This window comes from Lysinibacillus alkalisoli (assembly GCF_014643595.1).
Classification (GTDB): domain Bacteria; phylum Bacillota; class Bacilli; order Bacillales_A; family Planococcaceae; genus Metalysinibacillus; species Metalysinibacillus alkalisoli.
The window spans coordinates 180008-201228 of record NZ_BMJT01000005.1; the positions used below are offsets into that span (position 1 = coordinate 180008).

Consider the following 21221-nt stretch of genomic DNA (forward strand, 5'->3'; position numbering starts at 1 on the left):
CTCGCCTCCTTTTTTGATAATTCTATTATAAGTATGAATATTCTGAAATGTAAATCCCTTAAAGTGAATTAATTTCAATAAAAAAGAAATAATATATGGAAATGGGAATAAATGAGGGGAATAATAAAAAAATAAGGGAGTAAAGTGGGAGTGAATAAGCCTTTTTTATGATGAAAGCACGATTTGCTATAGTAATGTGATAATACATTACTATGGAAGAAAGTCGTATTTGACCAAAAAGCACTTGCAATAACATGAATAGCAAGTGCGTTAATCTCAATTAGTGGAATGTTAGCAGCATGTGCAAATAATCATACATCGTACCTTCTATTTCCACCGTATAATCAAATTGCTTGATAAAGCCAACACGCTCATACGTAATGATGGCACGTTGATTAAAGGCAGCAACCGCTAATGTAACCGTAGTGAAATTTGTTTCATGCTTAATATAATGTAGGATTGCTTGCAAAAATGTAATGCCAATGCCTTGTCCTGTTAGGCTAGGTTTTAAACCTAACCCAATCTCCACGACATGCTGATTTACAGGTTGTAATTGTACAAAACCAATTAGCTGGTCATACTGGGTTACTGCTAATACATGATGAGCCCGTTTTTTCTTATGTAAAAAATCTTGTAAATTTTCAAGGTTAGCTGTCATATTATAGAAAGAATAAATCCCTTCATAACGCCAATTATAGGCAATGTCTTCCGATTGATGTTGTGTTAAAATTGAGAATTCCATCTTGTCCTCCGTCATAAGTCGTAGTATGGTATATGTCTAAAAAGTGTATAATGAGAATGGTTATTAATGAGTAAAGGGGTATGACATGTTACAGAAATTTTTCAGCTACTACAAACCACACCGCAGGCTATTTATGATTGATTTTGGCAGTGCCATTATTGTAGCCTTGTTAGAGCTTTTCTTCCCTGTGGCTGTACAATGGTTTATTGATACGTTGTTACCAACAGGAGAGTGGGGCATGATTGTCAAAGTAAGTGCATTATTATTACTTGTTTATATTGTAAGTACAATATTAAACTATATTGTTAACTATTTAGGTCACAAACTAGGTACAAATATTGAAACGGATATGCGTGAGCAATTATTCCACCACGTGCAACGCCAATCGTTTCGATTTTTTGATAATACAAAGACAGGCCATATTATGAGCCGTATTACCAATGATTTATTTGATATTGGTGAGTTTGCTCACCATGGTCCTGAAGATTTCTTTATTGCGATTATGACCTTTATAGGTGCGTTTTTAATTATGTTTAATGTTAATCCGATGCTAGCAACCATTGCATTAGTGATGGTACCTATTTTATTATTAGTTGTCATTTATAGCAATAAACGTATGAATCAAGCTTGGAGCTCAATGTATGTCAAGATTGCGGATGTTAATGGGCGCGTGGAAGATAGTGTGTCAGGCTCTCGTGTTGTAAAATCATTTACAAACGAAGACTTTGAGTTAGCCCGTTTTAAAGAACAAAATAACTTATACCGTACAGCCAAATTATTTGGTTATCGTGTAATGGCGGCGACATTATCAAGTATTCATTTTATGACACGTTTAATGACATTGGTCATTTTAGTCGTGGGCGCATGGTTAACTTATAATGGCCAATTACTACCAGGTGAGTTAGTTGCATTTGTGTTATATACGAATGTATTAATCAAACCAATTGATAAGATAGCTGCTTTATTGGAGCTTTATCCAAAAGGTATGGCAGGTTTTAAACGTTATCAAGAAATTATTGATGAAGAGCCTGAAATTCAAGATCGCAAAGATGCAATTGCTGTCACTCACTTAAAAGGTGACATTACATTTGATCATGTATCATTTGGTTATGATACAGGTAAAGAAGTGTTAGATGATATTAACTTCTCCTTACATGCTGGAGAGACGATTGCATTTGTAGGGCCTTCAGGAGCAGGCAAAACAACCATTTGTTCATTGATTCCACGCTTTTATGAAGTGACAGAAGGTCGCATTATGATAGATGGTATGGATATTCGTGATATGACGCAACAATCCTTACGTAAACAAATTGGTATTGTTCAGCAAGATGTATTTTTATTTACAGGCACCATTCGAGAAAATATTGCTTATGGCAATTTACAAGCAACAGACGCTGAAATTGAATCGGCTGCAGAGAAAGCCCATTTAGCTGATTTAATTGCTTCAATGCCAGATGGCTATGAAACACAAATTGGTGAACGTGGCTTAAAATTATCAGGTGGGCAAAAGCAACGACTAGCAATTGCGCGTATGTTTTTAAAAAATCCACCTATTTTGATTTTAGATGAAGCAACATCTGCATTAGATACGGAAACGGAAAAGATGATTCAACAATCATTAAATGAATTGGCAGCTAATCGCACAACATTAGTCATTGCCCATCGTCTAGCAACGATTCGCAATGCAGATCGTGTGTTGGTAGTGACAAAAGATGGCATTGCGGAAGATGGTAGTTATGAAGAACTTGTAGAACAAAATGGCATTTTAGCGCGTCTTCATAATATTCAATTCAGTTAATAAAACGAGGCTGGGACAAAAGAAAAAATGTGAGAGGATTTTTAAAATCCTCTCACATTTTTTTGGTTTTCAACGAAATTAATAAAATAGCTAAGGAAATTAATAAGCGAGTTTTATATTTTCTCAAAAAATCGAGTTATGTCCCAGCTTCGTCTTTTATAGCTTTGATGCTGTTTGATGTAAAGCGTCAGCTGTACTGGCTACTTTTGTTGTTTCAATACCAATCGAGCGAATAGTTGAGCCTAATTTATCAATGTCTTTAGCCACATCACCAATTTGCGTGCGATTATTCGATAAATCAGTCGCAATTTTCGAAAAACGATTTCGTGCTTCATTTGATGTTTGATGACTAGTTGTTACGCTGTCTTCTACATGATGAATACGGTCTACAGCTGCTGCTGTGAGGGATGTAGATGTTTGAACAAGTGTTGTAATTTGTTCAACAGCTTCTGTAGATTGCTCGGCTAGTTTCCGTACTTCTTGGGCAACAACCGCAAACCCTTTACCATGTTCACCCGCACGAGCCGCTTCAATCGATGCATTTAATGCGAGTAAATTAGTTTGGTCTGCAATGGATTTTACTAATGCAATAATCGAGATAATCTCTGTGGATGAAGTATCTAACTGTGAAATAAGTTGAGCCATTTCATTGGTATGTTCAGTAATCGTAGCCATCATTGTTTCAAGTTGCGAAAGGTCGTCTTGTCCATGTTGTGCGTTATGATGAATATGTGCTACAGCTTGTACATTTTTTTGTATAGCAGTATTAATACGATATGTATAGCGGTCAATTTTTTCGATCGATTGTGATGTACCTTCTGTTAATGTAGCGAGCTCATGACTAATGGCTGATATTTTTTCTTTAAGATCGTCTTTTGTTAATAAATGTTCAGCTGTACGTAAGCGTAAGTTTTCTTTCTCATACTCTTCTAGGACAATTTGAATTTCTAGACTAATGAGTTTGCCTACAGTTTTATAAACAGCGACACATTCATCACGATTAGAGTCAGGTTCTGTTAAAATATAAATCATAGCTTGTTGAAGCTGATGAAAAGTACCCATATACCACTTAGGTTCAAGACCAATATTGTAATGAATTTTAGCGATTTTTTGTTTGTGCGCTAACGATTGTTCATCAATGACACCATCAAATAATGACACTAAATATTTTGATAGTGATGCTTTTAAACGTTCTACAGTCGTTCGTTCAGCGATTATGGGGCTTAATGCAGGTATCGCCATGATGTTGTTATAAAAGACATCTGTAATTTCCTGAATATGAGCTTTTATTCTTGGTTGATAGGATTTTAGTGTAGCTAAATCTTGTTTAGTAAAATCAATTAAGCGAAGTTGATGTAATAATGTGTCATTATGGACAGCTAAAATCCCTTCTCCAGTGTGTGCAATAGGCGGAACAGTATCTGTTTTATCATGTTTTTTCCAAAAGCGTAACAAGTCTTACCCCTCCATTTTCAATATATTGTCTATACAATTGTATAATAACTACAACTGAATGAGTATGTTTTTAGTTATTTTGTTTTGTTTTTTTTATAAATCAGCATAAAAAGTAAGTAATAAGGCTTATTTTAAAAAGGAGGTAAAAGTATGCATGCGTTTTCAATTGCGTTAGATTGGCAAGGTGGGCGTAATGGTGATGGTGAGATAACAACACGTCATTTGACGGTACCCATCTCGATCCCAAAAGAGATGAGAGGACCAGATATTGGTACAAATCCAGACGAAATGTTAGTAGGTGCAGCAGCAACATGTTATTTAATTACGTTAGCGGCAATGTTAGAGGCCTCTCGAATTGTCTCACGGATTGATATGCGCTCTACAGCTTTTATTGATGAAGCAAAAGGGATATTAACGTATCGACGTATTGTACATGCACCGTGCATTTATATTGCACAAGAGCAAGACTATGAAAAGGTGGCGAAACTAGCTCATCGTGCCGAAAAATCATGTATGATTAGTAGGGCATTAAAAGGTAATGTAGAGATTGCCTTACAAATTACAATAGTTAAAGAGGAGAAATTATGAGACCACATTTAGTAATCATTGACGGAATGGCATTATTATTCCGTTCTTATTTTGCATCTGCAGCGATGGGACATTTTGTTCGTTTACCTGATGGCACACCGTCAAATGGTGCGCAAGGTTTTGTCCGCCATGTATTAACTGCCGAAACAATTATGAAGCCGACACATCTAGCCATTTGTTGGGATATGGGAGCTACTACTTTTCGCAATGAGATTTATGATGGGTATAAAGCAAATCGACCAGCACCACCAGAAGAAATGTTACCTCAATTTGCTATGGCTAAACAGTTAGCTGCTCGTATAGGCTGGAAAAATTATGGAATAGCAGGTTATGAGGCAGATGATATTATTAGTGTGATGGCCAAAAAATGGGAAGATGATGCCCATATTACGATTATTAGTGGTGATAAAGATTTACTACAATTGTTAACACCAACAACACGTATTGCCTTAACACAAAAGGGCTATTCCCAATACAATATTTATACAGCTCATCGGTTTGTTGAAGAGTATGGCATTCAACCTCAGCAATTTGCTGCTGTTAAAGCATTTATGGGAGATACAAGCGACGGTTATCCTGGTGTAAAAGGAATTGGTGAAAAAACCGCTTTGCAATTAATTCAAAAGTATCATTCTATTGATGGTGTACTAGCCTCTTTATCTCAACTAACACCAGCACAACAAAGAAAAATTCAAGCAGACGAAGCTATGCTACACATGTCCTATGAATTAGCACAGCTCACTGCAGAAGCGCCCTTAACCGCTGATTTATCAGAGTTGATGGTTACACCTTATGAAGCAGCCACCTTTGAACAATTGGCACAAGATGGTTATACATTAATTGCAAAACATGCACGGAGTTTATATCCTTTTAGTTAATGTGAAAAAGAAATTTCTTTTTCACATTTTTTTTGATTATGCTACTCTTATAGAGATGGATTTTTTGACGAAATGTAATAAAGTGTAGTGAATTAAGAGGTGATAATTTGAGATTTAAACAAGCTGAAAAACGCTTTCGCCTAGAGATTGAAGGTTTGAGAGCGGTAGCGGCTATGTTAGTCGCCATCTACCATATTTGGTTTAATCGTGTATCTGGTGGCGTAGATGTATTTTTTGTAGTATCAGGTTTTTTAATAACAACTTCGCTTATGAGCACTTATCGTAAAGAGCGGACCATTAATCCATTTAGTTATATTGTAAAATTATTAAAACGCCTTATGCCTACTGCATGGACAATTGCTATTATGACATTAATTGCATCCTTATTTATTATGCCAATTACTATCAGAGCCGATATTGTCCAAAACTTTGTATCATCTGTGTTATATTTTGAAAACTGGCATTTAGCCTTAAATGCCGTTGATTATCTAGCAGATAATGCTTCTGCTTCGCCTTATCAACATTTTTGGGCTTTGAGTATTCAATTCCAGTTTTACGTTATTTGGGCTTTATTATTTTTCTTGGCGGTACAAACAGAGAAGAAAATTAATACATTCCGTTTTGTACCCATTCTAAGTGCACTTATATTTATATTAGTTGTGAGCTCATTTGGCTATTCAATTTATTTAACAGAGATTAATCAACCGTTTGCATATTACCACACCTTTACACGATTGTGGGAGTTTGGTGTAGGTGGCTTATTAGCACTGGGCATTACGCGTTTACAACCTAAAAAATGGTTTGCTAATATGATAGGCTGGTTAGGCTTAATTGGTTTGATTTTATGTGGTATGGTGTTACAAGTATCGACGATGTTCCCTGGTTATGCAGCGTTATGGCCAGTATTATGTGCGGTATTTATTATCGTAGCAGGCAATAAATCATTGCGTGTGAGTGCTTATGAGGTACTAAGTACAAGTGTGTTTGTGAAATTTGGTAAAATCTCATATGCCTTTTATTTATGGCATTGGCCGTTATTAATTTTTTATTATCAGATTTTCAATGTCGAAAAAGTATCCATTACTGGCGGGCTAGCCATTATTACACTAGCTACTATTTTGGCATACTTAACCATCACCTTAATTGAAAGTCCGTTAAGAAAGGTTCGTACACGTACTATGCCTACAGCAATTGTAATTGGTATCTTAGTCATAACGGTTGTATCAGGCTACAGTGTATGGGATAAACAAGAGCAAGAGCGTCTTGAAGCATTAGAACAAGAGATGCAACAACGCTTACTAGCCGAACAGAAAAAAGCAGAAGCACAAGCAAAAGAAGAACAACGTATTCAAAACGAATATAATGCTAACATGTTAAAGGGCCAGTCATTAGTGAACCCTGGAGCATTGGTGGCATTTACAGATCAAGCTATGGAAGAGTCCGATGAATTCCTTATCCCTTCTATAGAAATTGCAAAACGAGATGAGTCTGCTGTGTATGCAGATGAGTGTATTACGAAGATTACGGAAACAGAGGTTGTCATTTGTGAGTATGGGGATACAGACCAACCAAGTTACACGATTGCGTTAATTGGTGGCTCACATTCGGCTCATTGGCAACCAATGTTGGATGCATATGGCAAGAAAAATAATGTAAAAATCCGCACGTATTTAAAGCCGCGTTGTCGCACATTATTTAACAGTGATGAGGATGGTGGTAATTGTGCTCCGTGGTTTGATGATGCGATTGCACAACTCGTCGCTGACCAGCCTGATTTAGTATTTGCAACAGCAGATATTGGTAAACAGCAAGAGCCTACTGTGCCAAAAGGTTTTGTTGAGGTATGGGAGTATTTAAATAAGCGTGACATTCCGATATTTGTGGTCAGGGACAATGTGTGGTTTCCGTTCAATGTTGTTGACTGTGTAGCAAATAATGAAGCAGACCCTACAAAATGTAAAGTGAAGCGCAGTGATGTGATTGCTGAGCCAAGCCCATTTAGTTTATTAAAAAAGGTGCCTGAAAATGTGACATACATGGATGTGACGGATTATTATTGTGATGATAATTTCTGTTATCCAGTTGTAGGGAATATTATTACTCATTTTGATTCCAATCACTTTACAGCTACATTCTCGCGCACATTTGAACCTATCATTGGTGAAAAGTTAAATGAAACGTTACAAACTTTAAAAGACAAAGCACCGACTGAAGAAGAGAAAAAACCTCAAGAAGCATCAATATCAAAAGTAGAGGAATAACAGCAAGTTAGCCCCTATATGATTTTCAAGAAAATAAAGATTAGGTTAATACGCTTTGAACTAACAAAAAAGTGGTGAAGGAGAAGACAGATTTCTCTTTCCCACTTTTTTATAGTGTTACTTTTTACGAGGTGAAACTTGCACAAAACTTAACGCATGCGCATTAGTGCCGTAATGAATCCATTGTTCCTTGCCATTATTTATAATGAGAAGGTAAAGTTCATCTTGATCAATTTGATAATCTACAAGAACTACCCAGTGATAACGAAAAGTGGCACTTTTATAAAACTGCCAAGAGAAATATTGGTCAAATTTCATCAGCACAGGTCGTTTGATTTGCACATCGTGTAATGCATTACCTAATGTGGCACGTTCAATGTACCAATCATTGCCGAGTAGTTTCCTTAAATTGTGCAGTAATAATGGAGTGAATAAGCCGATCACACTAGTTTGCAAGTGACGGTATAAATCATTAATAGTATAGTGAATATGATAATGTGATAATAAAATATGGACAGCTGTAGGGCCACAGGCAGAATTACGAAAAGATGCGTGAACTGTTTCATCATATTGTGAAGCGCTTTTCATAAGATAACCTCCTTTTATCATGTTAAAATTATTGTAACAAATAAAAGGCCTATAATACTTTTATGAGGTGAAGGTAATATGAAAGAACAAATGAAAAACGCCATTAAAGAAATCTATCGGATCGCTAGTCAAGCGTTGTCAACAGAACAAATTTATAGTGTGGTGCTTGCAACAGATGATGATTGTGGGAGCCTTTATTTAGCATTTGGCACAGAGCAAGCTTTAGAAGAGATTAATCAGCGTTATCAAGACTTAGAAGGGGACTTTAATTTCCGTTATATGTATACAGAATACTTGCGTACAGATGATGATTACACAGAAATAATGAATGAAATAAGTCGGCAATTATTTGATCGAATGATGGCAACGAATGAAGCCACATACGAAAAACATCGTGCCGATACCTTACATACAATGGCAGAAGTGATGTATGAACTAAAGCAAGAAAATAGTATACCAGCCACTGTTTTCACGTATATTTCTATTACAGATAGTGATGTAGAACAATTAGAGAAGTCAGTAGCTATTCGTTGTAACCCCCATCATCCAGAACTAGATGCCTTTTTAAAAAGTTGGGATATCACATAATAAGGGCTTGCCAGTATCACTAGTATTCTGTTAAAATTATCGGTGACGATAAAACGCCGATTTAGTTTAGTGGTAAAACAAGTGCATGGTAAGCACTAGAGGACAGTTCAATTCTGTCATTCGGCATATAAAAAACATCCCCTGTACCAACTTGGTGCAGGGGATGTTTTTTATGCTTTTTATGCTTGTGCCTGTAAAAATGTGGTGACTTGTTCAGATGATTTGGCATTGGCACTATGTAAGTGTGCCAGTTTTTCGCCATCTTTAAAAATTAATAAACTAGGGATGCCCATTACATCATATTTTTCTGCAAGCTCTGGTAAGTCGTCACGATTCGCTTCATACCACTCATAACGATTATACTCTTCAATAATAGGGTCAATAAACATATCCATACGTGTGCAGTCTGGGCACCAACCTGCATAAAATTTAACTAAAATTTCTTTGCCACTATTAATAATAGTATTAAATTGTTCGACTGTTGTAATTTTCTCCATTACATTCACTCTCCTCTACATACTAGTAGTGTACACATTATTTTAAATTTCAAAAAGAAATCTGCTTACCTCTAAGGTTTAAAAGTTTTTAAAAAGGAAATAATTGAATTGTATGACAAAAAAGATTGCGTAATTTGTAGAAATAAACTACACTAATAACAGAAACGGTGTTTATATTTTTTTACCACAAAAATGAATGACTATTCATTCAAATGGGATTAAGGGGGAATTGCTTGTGACGTATAAAATTCAAAAAGCAGCAGTTTTAGGCTCAGGGGTAATGGGGTCAGGTATTGCTGCACACTTAGCAAACATTGGTATTCCAACATTATTGCTTGATATTGTACCAAAAGATGTAACGCCTGAAGAACAAGCAAAGGGGTTAACTTTAGCACATCCAGCTGTGCGTAATAAATTTGCAACAACAGCTTTACAAAAGCTAACCAAACAGAAGCCAGCACCTTTAACATCAAAAAATAATTTAGCGTTAATTACAGCTGGTAATCTTGAAGATGATTTAGACAAACTAAAAGATGTTGACTGGATTATTGAAGTTGTTGTTGAGAACTTAGCGATTAAACAAAATTTATATCAAAAAATAGATGCTGTGCGTGCACCACATACTATTGTGAGTTCTAATACTTCAGGTATTAGTATTAACGCTATGGCAGAAGGGCGTTCAGAAGGGTTTCAAAAGCATTTCTTAGGCACTCACTTCTTTAACCCGCCACGTTACTTAAAATTATTAGAAGTCATTCCAGCACATACTACGGATGAAGAAGTCGTTCAATTTATGAAAAAATTTGGTGAAGATGAATTAGGTAAAGGGGTTGTTTTAGCTAAAGACACACCAAACTTTATCGGTAACCGCATCGGCACATATGGATTATTAGTTACAGTGCAAGAGATGTTAAAACGTGGCTATTCTGTAGGTGAAGTTGATGCTGTTACAGGGCCATTGATTGGTCGTCCGAAATCTGCAACTTTCCGCACATTAGACGTTGTAGGATTAGATACATTTTTACATGTTGCTAAAAATGTGTATGACCAAACAACAGGTGACGAGCAACAAGTATTTGCTGTGCCAGACTTTATTAGCAAAATGGTAGAAAACGGTTGGTTAGGTGCTAAGTCTGGTCAAGGTTTCTTTGTAAAAAAAGGCAAAGAAATTTTTGAAATCAATCCAGAGACGCTAGAATATAGTGAAGTGAAGAAGTTAAAAACACCTTCCATGGCCCAAGCTAAACAAGTGAAAGGTTTAGCTAATCGGGTGAAACTACTTACTTATACAGAAGACCGTACAGGAGAATTATTATGGCATATTTTAGCGCCAACGCTATTATATGCAGCACAATTACACGGTGAGATCGCAGATGATATTGTGGCGATTGATAATGCAATGAAATGGGGCTTTGGTTGGGCACAAGGACCATTTGAAATTTGGGATGCGTTAGATGTGGCGCAATCTGTTGAAAAAATGAGAGCAGAGGGTCATACGATCCCAACATTTGTTGAAGACATGTTAGCAAAAGGTTTCACAAGTTTCTACAGTGAAATTGATGGTGATGTAGCTTATTATGACGGTTCACAATATACAAAAGTGCCAGTCAATGAAAAAGAAATTGATTTAAAGCGCTATAAAAAGAAACATGGCGTCATTAAATCCAACTCAGGCGCAAGTTTAATAGATTTAGGTGATGGCGTTGCTTTGTTAGAATTCCATTCACAATCTAATGCCATTGGTTTAGACATTATCCAAATGATTAATTATGCAGTAGATGAAGTGGAAAAGAACTATAAAGGTTTAGTCATTGGTAACCAAGGCAAAAACTTCTGCGTAGGTGCTAACCTCGGAATGATTTTAATGGAAGCGCAAGATGATAATATTTTTGAACTTGATTTTACGATCAAAGCGTTCCAAGATGCCATGATGCGCATTAAGTATGCTAATAAACCTGTAGTGGCAGCGCCATTTGCCATGACATTAGGTGGCGGTGCAGAAGTATGTTTACCAGCAGCACATATTCAAGCTTCAATGGAGACGTATATGGGCCTTGTTGAAGTGGGTGTAGGTTTAATTCCTGGTGGTGGAGGTAACAAAGGGCTTTATGAAAAGTTCTTAAAAGGGTTACCAACAGGTGTTGAAGTAGATTATCAATATATTGCGAATAAAGTGTTTGAAACTATTGCTATGGCGAAAGTTTCAACGTCGGGAGAAGAAGCGCGTGATAATAATTTCTTAGACTTTGCAGATGGCATTTCGGTGAATCCAGACCATCAAATCTATGATGCGAAACAAGCAGCTCTCTCACTATATGAGTCAGGCTATGTGACGCCAAAGCGCGAGAAAGTAATCGTCACAGGTGCATCAGGTTACGGTACTTTATTTATGGGAGCAAGAGGATTGTATGAGTCAGGCTTTATTAGCGAACATGATTTATTTATTGCTAAAAAATTAGCTTATGTTATTGCAGGTGGCGAGGTGCCATATGGTACAGCAGTTGATGAGCAATACTTATTAAATTTAGAGCGCCAAGCATTTTTAGAGTTAGTTGCGCATCCATTATCACAACAACGTATGCAACATATGTTAGTAAAAGGCAAGCCATTACGTAACTAAGTTGAAGGGGGAAATGATTTATGCGTGAAGCGGTTATTGTAGCAGGTGCACGTACACCAATAGGTAAAGCAAAAAAGGGGTCACTAGCAACAGTGAGACCAGATGATTATGGTGCACTTGTAGTTAGAGAAACATTAAAGCGAGCAAATTATAATGGGCCAGTGGAAGATTTGATTATGGGGTGTGCGATGCCAGAAGCTGAACAAGGCATGAATGTGGCACGCAACATTGGTGCATTAGCAGGATTACCAGATACAACACCAGCTTTAACAGTCAATCGTTTTTGTTCTTCAGGGTTACAAACGATTGCTTATGCAGCAGAGCGCATTATGCTTGGTCATTCAAAAGCGATTATTGCAGGTGGCGTAGAGTCAATGTCAATGATTCCGATGACAGGGAATACAGTGCGTTTAAATCCTAAAATTGTAGAAGATATGCCTGAATACTATATGAGCATGGGGCATACAGCTGAACAAGTTGCTACAAAGTATGGGGTTACGCGTGAAGATCAAGATGCTTTTGCAGTACGTTCACATGAGTTAGCGGAAAAAGCGATTAAAGCAGGTAAATTTAAAGATGAAATTGTACCTGTTGAAGTAACACAACATTATGTAGACCAAGATCACAAGCCGCAAACACGTACGTTTACGTTTGACACAGATGAAGGCGTGCGTCCAGGTACATCTGTTGAAGGCTTAGCCAAATTACGTCCAGCATTTAATGTGAAGGGGAGCGTGACAGCAGGGAATGCTTCTCAAACATCGGATGGTGCAGCAGCAGTGTTAGTTATGGATCGTGAAGAAGCAGAAAAGCAAGGCCTACAACCAATGGCAAAATTTTTAGGCTTTGCAGTGGGCGGTGTACCACCAGAAGTTATGGGGATTGGGCCAATTGTAGCTGTGCCAAAAGCGCTTGAAATTGCAGGATTAAGTATAGAAGATATTGATTTATGGGAAATTAATGAAGCATTCGCTTCTCAGTCACTACAAGTTGTGCGTGAGTTAGGCATTAATCAGGACAAAGTAAATGTTAATGGTGGCGCTATTGCTTTAGGGCATCCTTTAGGGGCGACAGGTGCTATTTTAACATTAAAGCTTATTCATGAATTAAAACGACAAGGTAAGAAGTATGGCGTTGTCACAATGTGTATTGGTGGCGGTATGGGAGCAGCAGGGGTATTTGAAATTTTATAAAACATTGGGGAGGTCATTACTATGACAGAAATGATTAAAGGCGGCGGATTTTTAATTGAAGAGGCAGATGTAAATCGTGTATTTACACCAGAAGATTTTTCAGATGAGCATAAAATGATTGCTAAAACAACAGAAGATTATATTACAAACGAAGTATTACCTTATGTTGAAAACTTAGAGAATCATGAGTTTGAGCATTCTGTACGCTTACTAAAGAGTGCTGGGGAGTTAGGTTTGTTAGGAGCAGATGTGCCAGAAGAGTATGACGGTTTAGGTTTAGATAAGATTTCATCAGCATTAATTGCTGAAAAGATGTCAGTAGCTGGTGGCTTTTCTATCACACATGGTGCTCATGTTGGTATTGGGTCATTACCGATTGTTTTATTTGGTAACGAAGCACAAAAAAAACACTACTTACCTAAATTAGCGACAGGCGAATTAATTGCAGCTTATGCCTTAACAGAGCCAGGCTCAGGGTCTGATGCATTAGGTGCTAAGACAACAGCTAAATTAAGTGAAGATGGTAAGCATTATATTTTAAATGGTGAGAAACAATGGATTACAAATGCGGGCTTTGCAGATGTGTTTGTTGTCTATGCAAAAGTAGATGGCGATAAGTTCTCAGCATTTATTGTTGAACGTAAATATGACGGGGTTTCTGTAGGGCCTGAAGAGAAGAAGATGGGGATTAAATCGTCATCAACACGTACATTAATTTTAGAAGATGCCAAAGTGCCTGTAGAAAATTTATTAGGTGAAGTTGGTCGTGGGCATATTATTGCATTTAATATTTTAAATATTGGGCGTTATAAATTAGGTGTAGGTACAGTAGGTAGCTCTAAGCGTGGTCTAGAGTTAGCAATTAAATATACGAATCAGCGTCAACAATTTAAAACAAAACTATCTGACTTTGCGTTAACTAAAAATAAGTTAGCGACAATGGCTGCACATATTTATGCCTCAGAGTCACTAAATTACCGCACAGTAGGTTTATTTGAAGACCGCCTTGGTGGTATGGAAGAAGGGGCGCATAAAGATGGTAAGGCAATTGCAGCTGCCATTGCAGAATATGCGATTGAGTGTTCCATTGCAAAAGTAGTAGGTTCTGAAACATTAGATTATATTGTAGATGAAGCAGTTCAATTACATGGTGGCTATGGCTTTATGGCAGAGTATGAAGTAGAGCGCATGTATCGTGACTCACGTATTAATCGTATTTTTGAAGGAACAAATGAAATTAATCGCATGATTGTGCCAGGCACTTTTATGAAAAAAGCATTAAAAGGTGAATTGCCATTATTACAAGTGGCACAACAATTACAGCAAGAATTGTTAATGATGATGCCAGAGCAAGTAGGTAACGAGCCATTAGAAAAAGAGCAAATGTTAGTGAAGAATGCTAAAAAAATTGGTGTGTTAGCAGCAGGATTAGCAGCACAACGTTATGGCGCTAAATTAGACAATGAACAAGAGGTATTAGTGAGTATTGCTAATATTGCGAACCAATTATACGCGATGGAGTCTGCAGTAGTGCGCACAGCTAAAGCGATTGAGCGTGATGGTGCAGAAAAATCACAACAAAAGATTTTATATACAGAAATCTTTGCACAAGAAGCGTTTGCCATTATTGAACAAGAGGCGAAACAAGTATTGTTAGCGTCAGTTGAAGGAGACCAAGCACGTATGATGTTATCTGCTTTACGCAAGTTAACACGCCATGACGCTTATGATATTATTGCGAAGAAACGTGAAGCGGCAGTTAAATTAATTGAAGCTGAAAAATATATTGTATAATTTATCCTTTAAGTAGAGGCTGATAAAAGCAGCCTCTCTTTGTTATGTTAGAAAACACTATCCCTATTTGTGAAGCGTTCTGCATAATGTAGTCAAGAGATTGCCACGGATTCAGTCTTTCAGATGATGTGCAATAAAAAGTAATTCTGTTATACTCTATGCGTAATTGCAAATAAGGAGGGAACATTTTGCTTAATATCATACAATATCCCTCTTGTTCCTCATGCCGTAAAGCACAAAAATGGTTAGAGTCACAAGAGATTCCGTTTACATCAACACATATTGTAGAGGCAACACCTACAGCAGAAGAAATAAAAACGTTATGGAAAAATAGCGGTTTACCATTAAAGAAATTTTTCAATACATCTGGTAAAAAATATCGCGAGCTAGCATTAAAAGATAAATTGCTAACGATGACAGAAGATGAGCAACTAGCTTTATTAGCTTCAGATGGCATGTTAATTAAACGCCCAATCGTTACAGATGGTAAAAAGGTGACAGTAGGTTTTAAAGAAGAAACCTTCGATGAAACGTGGAAATAAGCGTTCGTATGCTTGTTTTTCATACAGAAATATGGCAAACTAAAATGGCAAAGCATTACATAAATTTGGAGGGGTTAAAATGACTACACCTAAAGATTTACGCTACTCAGATGAACATGAATGGGTAAAAGTTGAAGATGGTAAAGCACGTATTGGTATTACACATTTTGCACAATCAGAGCTTGGTGATATCGTATTTGTTGAATTGCCAGAAGTAGGCGATGAAATTACAGCAGATGAGCCATTTGGTAACGTAGAATCAGTAAAAACAGTTTCAGAACTTTATGCACCGATTTCAGGTAAAGTAGTAGAAGTTAACGCTGATTTAGATGATAGCCCAGAATTCGTTAATGAATCACCATATGAAAAAGCATGGATGATTGTTGTTGAAGTTGCAGATGCTGCACAAATTGATGCATTAATGACAGCTGAACAATATGAAGAAATGACACAAGAATAACAGATATGCCAACGAAGTGTTTGTGCTTTGTTGGCTTTTTTTATCGACAATATGTTTACACTTTTTTATAAGGGTAAGTGAAAAGGTAAGAAAATCTTAATGACTAAAAGTTGAGGTGGCTACTATGAAGTGTTTAATCGTTGAAGGGCGTTCTGACAAATTGCAAGTAGCACAAGTATTAACAGAAGAGGATGTTGTTATACTTTGCACAAATGGCACGATTAGTGTAACCTCATTAGAGGAATTACTTGCACCGTTTGAAATGTATGAGTTATATACCTTTTTTGATGCAGACGCATCAGGCGATAAATTGCGCCAAATTATGGACCGAGTTTATCCTGAAGCAATGCATTTGAATACAACGAGGCTTTATAAAGAAGTTGCTTTAACACCGCTACGCTTCATTGCAGCCGTGTTATCACGTGCACATTTTACGGTGCGTACACCAAGTATAGAAGGTTGTGGCATTAAGAATGAAGGAATGGACAGAAGAACAGTTTGAATGGGCTAAAAAACGTTCGAGTGCTTTATATGTTTATACGCCAATGTGTGGTACTTGTCTCGTAGCGAGTAAGATGATGGAAGTCGTTGTACATCTTGTGCCAAAGCGTAATATTGGACAGATGAATGTCAATTACCATTCACAATTAGCATTAGATTATGAAATAGAGAGTGTACCTTGTTTGTTGATTTTTGATGAAGGGGAGTTAACGAAAAAAGTGTATGCTTTCCAATCTGTACCTTTTTTATATGAATTACTAAAAATAAATTGACGGCAAGTGATGAGCATGTTAGAGTATCAATTAACAACAAAATACATTTTATCGAAACTCTTATGAAGAGTGGCGGAGGGAAGTGCCCTATGAAGCCCAGCAACCACCATTATGGAAAGGTGCCAAATCACACAAAGAAAAATCTTTGACAGATGAGAGATCGGTTTTACGTGATACGTTCAGCCCTTCTACTTTATCTATTAAAGTAGAAGGGTTTTTGAGGTGGAGGAGATCATATGATTGCATTGAAAAATATAATAAAAAAATACACAACTAAAAACGGCCCCCTCACAGCAGTGGATAATGTGAACCTAACAATTAATCAAAGTGAGATTTTTGGCATTATAGGTTATAGTGGCGCAGGTAAAAGTACATTAATTCGTTTGTTAAATGGTTTGGAGCAACCTACGGAAGGTGAAGTCATTGTGAATGACTTAAAGTTTTCTCATATTAAAGGTAAGGAATTACGAGAAGCTCGCCAAAAAGTGAGCATGATTTTCCAGCATTTTAATTTGCTATGGTCACGCACAGTAGCAGAGAATATTGCTTTTCCACTTGAAATTGCAGGCATGTCAAAAGTGGAGCGTGAACAGCGCGTACAAGAGTTGATTACACTGGTGGGATTAGAAGGTAGAGAACAAGCCTATCCTTCACAATTATCAGGTGGTCAAAAGCAGCGTGTTGGGATTGCGAGAGCATTAGCAAACAATCCACAAGTACTTCTATGTGACGAAGCAACTTCAGCATTAGACCCTGAAACAACAGATAATATATTAGATTTACTAGTAGATATTAATGAGCGATTAGGTTTAACGATTATATTAATCACACACGAAATGCATGTGATTCAAAAAATATGCCATCGTGTTGCTGTTATGGAGCAAGGTAGAGTCGTTGAGATGGGAGATGTGCTAGAGGTATTCCAAAAGCCACAAGCGCCTATTACAAAGCGCTTCGTGTCACAATTGACAGGTACAGAAGATACAAATGCTATCTTCCAAAATGTGAAGGAGCATTATCCAACTGGCAAGTTAGTAAAGCTCGTTTTTGTTGGTGAACGCACAGAAGAACCTGTAATCTCACAACTGGTTAAACAATTTGATGTTTCAGTCAGTGTCGTGCATGGGAATATTTCTCAAACTAAGTCAGGTCCATATGGCACTTTAGTCGTCCATATTGATGGAGCGTCTGAAAATATTAAAAAAGCGCTACAATTTTTACATCAAGTAGATGTGCAGACGGAGGTAATATCGTATGCTAACTGAGTTATTTCCGAATGTAAAAGCAGACCGATTAGGGCAAGCTATTTATGAAACGGTTTATATGACAAGTATTTCCACAATAGCTACATTTATTTTAGGATTAGCTATTGGTATTCTCTTATTTTTAACATCCCCACACAATTTATGGGCTAATAAAATTGTTCATTTCTTAACAGGGGCATTAGTGAATATTTTTAGGTCAATTCCATTTTTAATTTTATTAGTGTTGCTCTTACCATTCACTAAGATGTTATTTGACTCTATCCGAGGGCCTAATGCAGCGTTACCCGCATTAATTATTGGTGCCGCACCATTCTATGCACGTATGGTGTTGATTGCCTTACGTGAAATTGACAAAGGGGTAATTGAAGCCTCTCGTTCAATGGGAGCTAAAACATCAACGATTATTTTTAAAGTACTAATCCCTGAATCACTGCCCGCATTAATCTCTGGTATTACTGTGACAGCTATTGCGCTTGTCGGTTACACAGCTGTAGCAGGTGTTATAGGTGCAGGTGGGTTAGGTGACCTAGCTTATATGCACGGTTTCCAGCGTAATCGTTTAGATGTTACGTTTGTGGCTACTGTTATTGTATTAGTGATTGTGTTTATTATTCAAATTATAGGTGATGTTTTAACTAGTAAGGTCGATAAACGATAGGTTATTTTGGCTACCGCCATTAACATATAAACTTTAAGGAGTGTCGAATTATGAAGAAGTGGCTTTCTGCATTAGTATTAGTTGTGCTTGTTTTAGCTTTAGCAGCTTGTGGTGCTAACGATAAAAAAGAAGAGACAACAAAATCATCAGGTAATGACAACAAAGAAGAAAAAACAGAAGAACAAACATCAGAGAATACAACATTAGTGGTAGGGGCATCAATTAACCCACATGCAGTCATTTTAGAACAAGCAAAACCGATTCTTGAAAAAGAAGGCATTGATTTACAAATTGAAGAATATACGGAATATGTATTAGCTAACAAAGATTTAAGCAATGGCGATTTAGATGCTAACTTTTATCAACACATCCCATATTTTGAAGGGCAAATTGCAGAGAATGATTATGACTTTGCAAACGCAGGTGGTGTACATATCGAACCAATCGGTATTTACTCAAATAAATATAAAAAGTTAGAAGAATTACCTGAAGGTGCAACGATTTTATTAAGTAATTCAGTCTCAGATCATGGACGTATGTTGTCATTACTAGAAGCAAAAGGTTTAATTAAACTTGAAGAAGGTATTGATAAAACAAAAGCTGAAATCAAAGATATTAAAGAAAATCCGAAAAACTTTACATTTGATGATGGCACAGCACCAGAAATGTTAGTACAAATGTACAATAACGATGAAGGCGATGCAGTATTAATTAATTCAAACTTTGCACTAGATCACAATATTAACCCATTAGAAGAAGCGATTGCGCTAGAAGCTTCAGATGAATCACCATATGTTAATATTGTAGCTGTTCGTTCGGAAGATAAAGATAGTGAAGCGATTAAAAAATTGATGGAAGTATTAACTTCAAAAGAGATTCAAGACTTCATTATTGAAGAGTGGAATGGTTCTGTAGTGCCAGTAAAATAAAATATAATTAACAAAGGCTGTGAGAAAAGTTATACTTTTCTCACAGCCTTTTTTTCAGAATCCGTTTAGTGTTCGTCTTTTATACTATAGAGGAAATGTTTTATAGGAGGGAATATGAAGAAAGTATGTTATTTATATAAATAGTATTAATTTTTTTATGTTTATTTATCTATAATAGTGAGAAAAGAATATTGAATAAACATACAATGATTAATAAATAGCTTATGAGCAAAATGTTATTCACACAGATAAGAAATAAATAAACGATAGGTAAGGAGATTCAATATGAAGGATGTATTACTGGAACAAAAAATACTAAATAAAGAAGCTATAATTGGAGTCGTTGGTTTAGGTTATGTTGGACTAACGTTGTCTATTACAGCCAATAATTGTGGTTTTCACACAATAGGTATTGATGTAGATCAAGATAAAATAGACCAACTTAATGAGGGACAATCCTATTTATTTGATGTAACAGAGGAGGAATTATCCTACGCTTTACAACAAAGGTTAAGTGTTACTAGTAATTTTGGTGCATTAGCATTAGCTAATGTTATTGTGTTATGTTTACCAACACCTATTGATGAATTTCAACAGCCAGATCTTACATATATTGAACAAGCAATGTTAGAAGTTAGCGCAATAGTACAACCTCATACATTATTGATTTTAGAAAGTACCTCATATCCTGGTACAACAGTAGATTATATTGTAGAACCCTTAGTGAAAAAAGGCTTTGTTGTAGGTGAAAATATATGGGTAGCTTATTCTCCTGAGAGAATAGACCCTGGTAATCAACAATTTCAAACCAATAATACACCGAAAATTGTTGGTGGCATGAGTTTAACATGTCAAAAACTAGCGACATCTTTTTATGAAAATATTATTAAAGCCCCTATTCATAAAGTTAGTTCGCCACAAACAGCAGAAATGGCAAAGTTAGTAGAAAATGTATTCAGAAATGTTAATATCGCACTTGTTAATGAGTTAGCTATAATTTGTAATAGTATGGATATTGATGTTTGGGAAGTTATTGATGCAGCAAGTACAAAGCCATATGGTTATATGCCATTTTATCCGGGACCAGGTATCGGAGGACATTGTATACCTGTAGACCCTCAGTATTTAATTTGGAAGGCTAAACAACATACAACAGAAATTGCTTTTATTGAACAAGCTATGCAAACTAATATAAAAATGAGTCAGTATGTATTTAGTCGTTTACTACAAGTTTGTAATCATAATAAAATTATACCTAAAGAAGCTCATGTGTTATTTGTAGGTGTGGCTTATAAAAAAAATAGTAATGATTATAGGGAAACACCCTTGTTCCCACTTCTTGCACTAGCAGAACAGTATGGAATGAATTATATCGTAGCAGATCCACATATTACAGAGTATATGTATAAAGGCAAAGTATATGAAACAGTAACGTTGACAGCTGAGTTAGTACAAGCAGCAAGTATTGTTGTCATTGTTACAGATCATGACGCTGTTGATTATCAATTACTGGATATATATAGCCAAGTAATATTTGATACACGACGTGTACAGTATCCATTTGTAAATAAACAATATATTGTATTGTAGGA

Annotated in this window: 20 protein-coding genes, 1 tRNA gene and 1 riboswitch; of the genes, 17 read left to right on the plus strand and 4 right to left on the minus strand. The window is 36.4% G+C overall.

Annotated elements, in window-relative coordinates; translation table 11 throughout:
- Positions 1-280: 280 nt before the first annotated feature.
- Entirely contained in the window at positions 281-742 is a 462-nt protein-coding gene (locus IEW44_RS09080) for a GNAT family N-acetyltransferase (RefSeq protein WP_188614731.1), read from the minus strand.
- An 85-nt stretch (positions 743-827) separates the two neighbouring features.
- Between IEW44_RS09080 and IEW44_RS09085 the strand changes: the two genes are divergently transcribed.
- A complete protein-coding gene (locus tag IEW44_RS09085) occupies positions 828-2540 on the plus strand; it encodes an ABC transporter ATP-binding protein (RefSeq protein ID WP_188614732.1) in 1713 nt (570 codons plus the stop codon).
- Between the two features lie 156 nt (positions 2541-2696).
- Here the strand turns inward: IEW44_RS09085 and IEW44_RS09090 are convergent, their stop codons facing one another.
- Positions 2697-3995, minus strand: a complete 1299-nt coding sequence (locus tag IEW44_RS09090) for a globin-coupled sensor protein (RefSeq protein ID WP_188614733.1) — start codon at positions 3993-3995, stop codon at positions 2697-2699.
- A gap of 150 nt (positions 3996-4145) precedes the next feature.
- Here IEW44_RS09090 and IEW44_RS09095 point away from each other — a divergent pair, with 150 nt between their 5' ends.
- From IEW44_RS09095 to IEW44_RS09105, 3 genes are all read left to right on the plus strand, one after another.
- Positions 4146-4583: an OsmC family protein gene (locus IEW44_RS09095; protein ID WP_188614734.1), complete on the plus strand. Its 438-nt coding sequence runs from the start codon at positions 4146-4148 to the stop codon at positions 4581-4583.
- Complete coding sequence (locus tag IEW44_RS09100; protein ID WP_188614735.1) at positions 4580-5461, plus strand: 5'-3' exonuclease; 882 nt, start codon at positions 4580-4582, stop codon at positions 5459-5461. The genes IEW44_RS09095 and IEW44_RS09100 overlap by 4 nt, the downstream gene beginning before the upstream one ends.
- 107 nt (positions 5462-5568) lie before the next feature.
- The gene (locus tag IEW44_RS09105; RefSeq protein ID WP_188614736.1) at positions 5569-7722 is read left to right on the plus strand and encodes an acyltransferase family protein; all 2154 of its coding nucleotides are present in this window, start codon (positions 5569-5571) and stop codon (positions 7720-7722) included.
- 117 nt (positions 7723-7839) lie between these two features.
- Here the strand turns inward: IEW44_RS09105 and IEW44_RS09110 are convergent, their stop codons facing one another.
- Positions 7840-8310 (minus strand): C39 family peptidase, encoded by a 471-nt coding sequence (locus tag IEW44_RS09110; RefSeq protein WP_188614737.1) that lies wholly within the window; start codon positions 8308-8310, stop codon positions 7840-7842.
- 78 nt (positions 8311-8388) lie between these two features.
- On the opposite strand from IEW44_RS09110, the gene IEW44_RS09115 reads away from it, so the two are divergent.
- Entirely contained in the window at positions 8389-8898 is a 510-nt protein-coding gene (locus IEW44_RS09115) for a DUF4303 domain-containing protein (protein ID WP_188614738.1), read from the plus strand.
- Positions 8899-8953: 55 nt separating this feature from the next.
- Positions 8954-9024, plus strand: a tRNA-Thr gene (locus IEW44_RS09120).
- Positions 9025-9077: 53 nt separating this feature from the next.
- On the opposite strand, the gene IEW44_RS09125 is transcribed toward IEW44_RS09120, so the two are convergent.
- Positions 9078-9395 (minus strand): thioredoxin family protein, encoded by a 318-nt coding sequence (locus tag IEW44_RS09125; RefSeq protein WP_188614739.1) that lies wholly within the window; start codon positions 9393-9395, stop codon positions 9078-9080.
- 196 nt (positions 9396-9591) lie between these two features.
- Here IEW44_RS09125 and IEW44_RS09130 point away from each other — a divergent pair, with 196 nt between their 5' ends.
- From IEW44_RS09130 to IEW44_RS09180, 11 genes are all read left to right on the plus strand, one after another.
- Positions 9592-12015: a 3-hydroxyacyl-CoA dehydrogenase/enoyl-CoA hydratase family protein gene (locus tag IEW44_RS09130; RefSeq protein ID WP_188614740.1), complete on the plus strand. Its 2424-nt coding sequence runs from the start codon at positions 9592-9594 to the stop codon at positions 12013-12015.
- Between the two features lie 20 nt (positions 12016-12035).
- The gene (locus IEW44_RS09135) at positions 12036-13208 is read left to right on the plus strand and encodes an acetyl-CoA C-acetyltransferase (protein WP_188614741.1); all 1173 of its coding nucleotides are present in this window, start codon (positions 12036-12038) and stop codon (positions 13206-13208) included.
- A 21-nt stretch (positions 13209-13229) separates the two neighbouring features.
- Positions 13230-15002: an acyl-CoA dehydrogenase FadE gene (locus IEW44_RS09140; RefSeq protein ID WP_188614742.1), complete on the plus strand. Its 1773-nt coding sequence runs from the start codon at positions 13230-13232 to the stop codon at positions 15000-15002.
- Positions 15003-15187: 185 nt separating this feature from the next.
- On the plus strand, positions 15188-15544 hold the full coding sequence (locus IEW44_RS09145) for an arsenate reductase family protein (protein WP_188614836.1): 357 nt from the start codon (positions 15188-15190) through the stop codon (positions 15542-15544).
- A 79-nt stretch (positions 15545-15623) separates the two neighbouring features.
- Positions 15624-16004: a glycine cleavage system protein GcvH gene (gene gcvH / locus IEW44_RS09150; RefSeq protein WP_188614743.1), complete on the plus strand. Its 381-nt coding sequence runs from the start codon at positions 15624-15626 to the stop codon at positions 16002-16004.
- Between the two features lie 124 nt (positions 16005-16128).
- Positions 16129-16506, plus strand: a complete 378-nt coding sequence (locus tag IEW44_RS09155) for a toprim domain-containing protein (RefSeq protein WP_229704206.1) — start codon at positions 16129-16131, stop codon at positions 16504-16506.
- Positions 16478-16777: a thioredoxin family protein gene (locus IEW44_RS09160; protein ID WP_188614745.1), complete on the plus strand. Its 300-nt coding sequence runs from the start codon at positions 16478-16480 to the stop codon at positions 16775-16777. The genes IEW44_RS09155 and IEW44_RS09160 overlap by 29 nt, the downstream gene beginning before the upstream one ends.
- 57 nt (positions 16778-16834) lie before the next feature.
- Positions 16835-16936, plus strand: a riboswitch (SAM riboswitch).
- A gap of 77 nt (positions 16937-17013) precedes the next feature.
- Positions 17014-18042, plus strand: coding sequence for a methionine ABC transporter ATP-binding protein (locus IEW44_RS09165; RefSeq protein ID WP_188614746.1), 1029 nt, complete (start codon positions 17014-17016; stop codon positions 18040-18042).
- Positions 18032-18700, plus strand: a complete 669-nt coding sequence (locus IEW44_RS09170) for a methionine ABC transporter permease (RefSeq protein WP_188614747.1) — start codon at positions 18032-18034, stop codon at positions 18698-18700. Before IEW44_RS09165 ends, IEW44_RS09170 begins: the two co-directional genes overlap by 11 nt.
- Before the next feature lie 50 nt (positions 18701-18750).
- A complete protein-coding gene (locus tag IEW44_RS09175; protein WP_188614748.1) occupies positions 18751-19629 on the plus strand; it encodes a MetQ/NlpA family ABC transporter substrate-binding protein in 879 nt (292 codons plus the stop codon).
- Between the two features lie 285 nt (positions 19630-19914).
- On the plus strand, positions 19915-21219 hold the full coding sequence (locus tag IEW44_RS09180; protein ID WP_188614749.1) for a nucleotide sugar dehydrogenase: 1305 nt from the start codon (positions 19915-19917) through the stop codon (positions 21217-21219).
- The last annotated feature ends 2 nt before the right edge of the window (positions 21220-21221 follow it).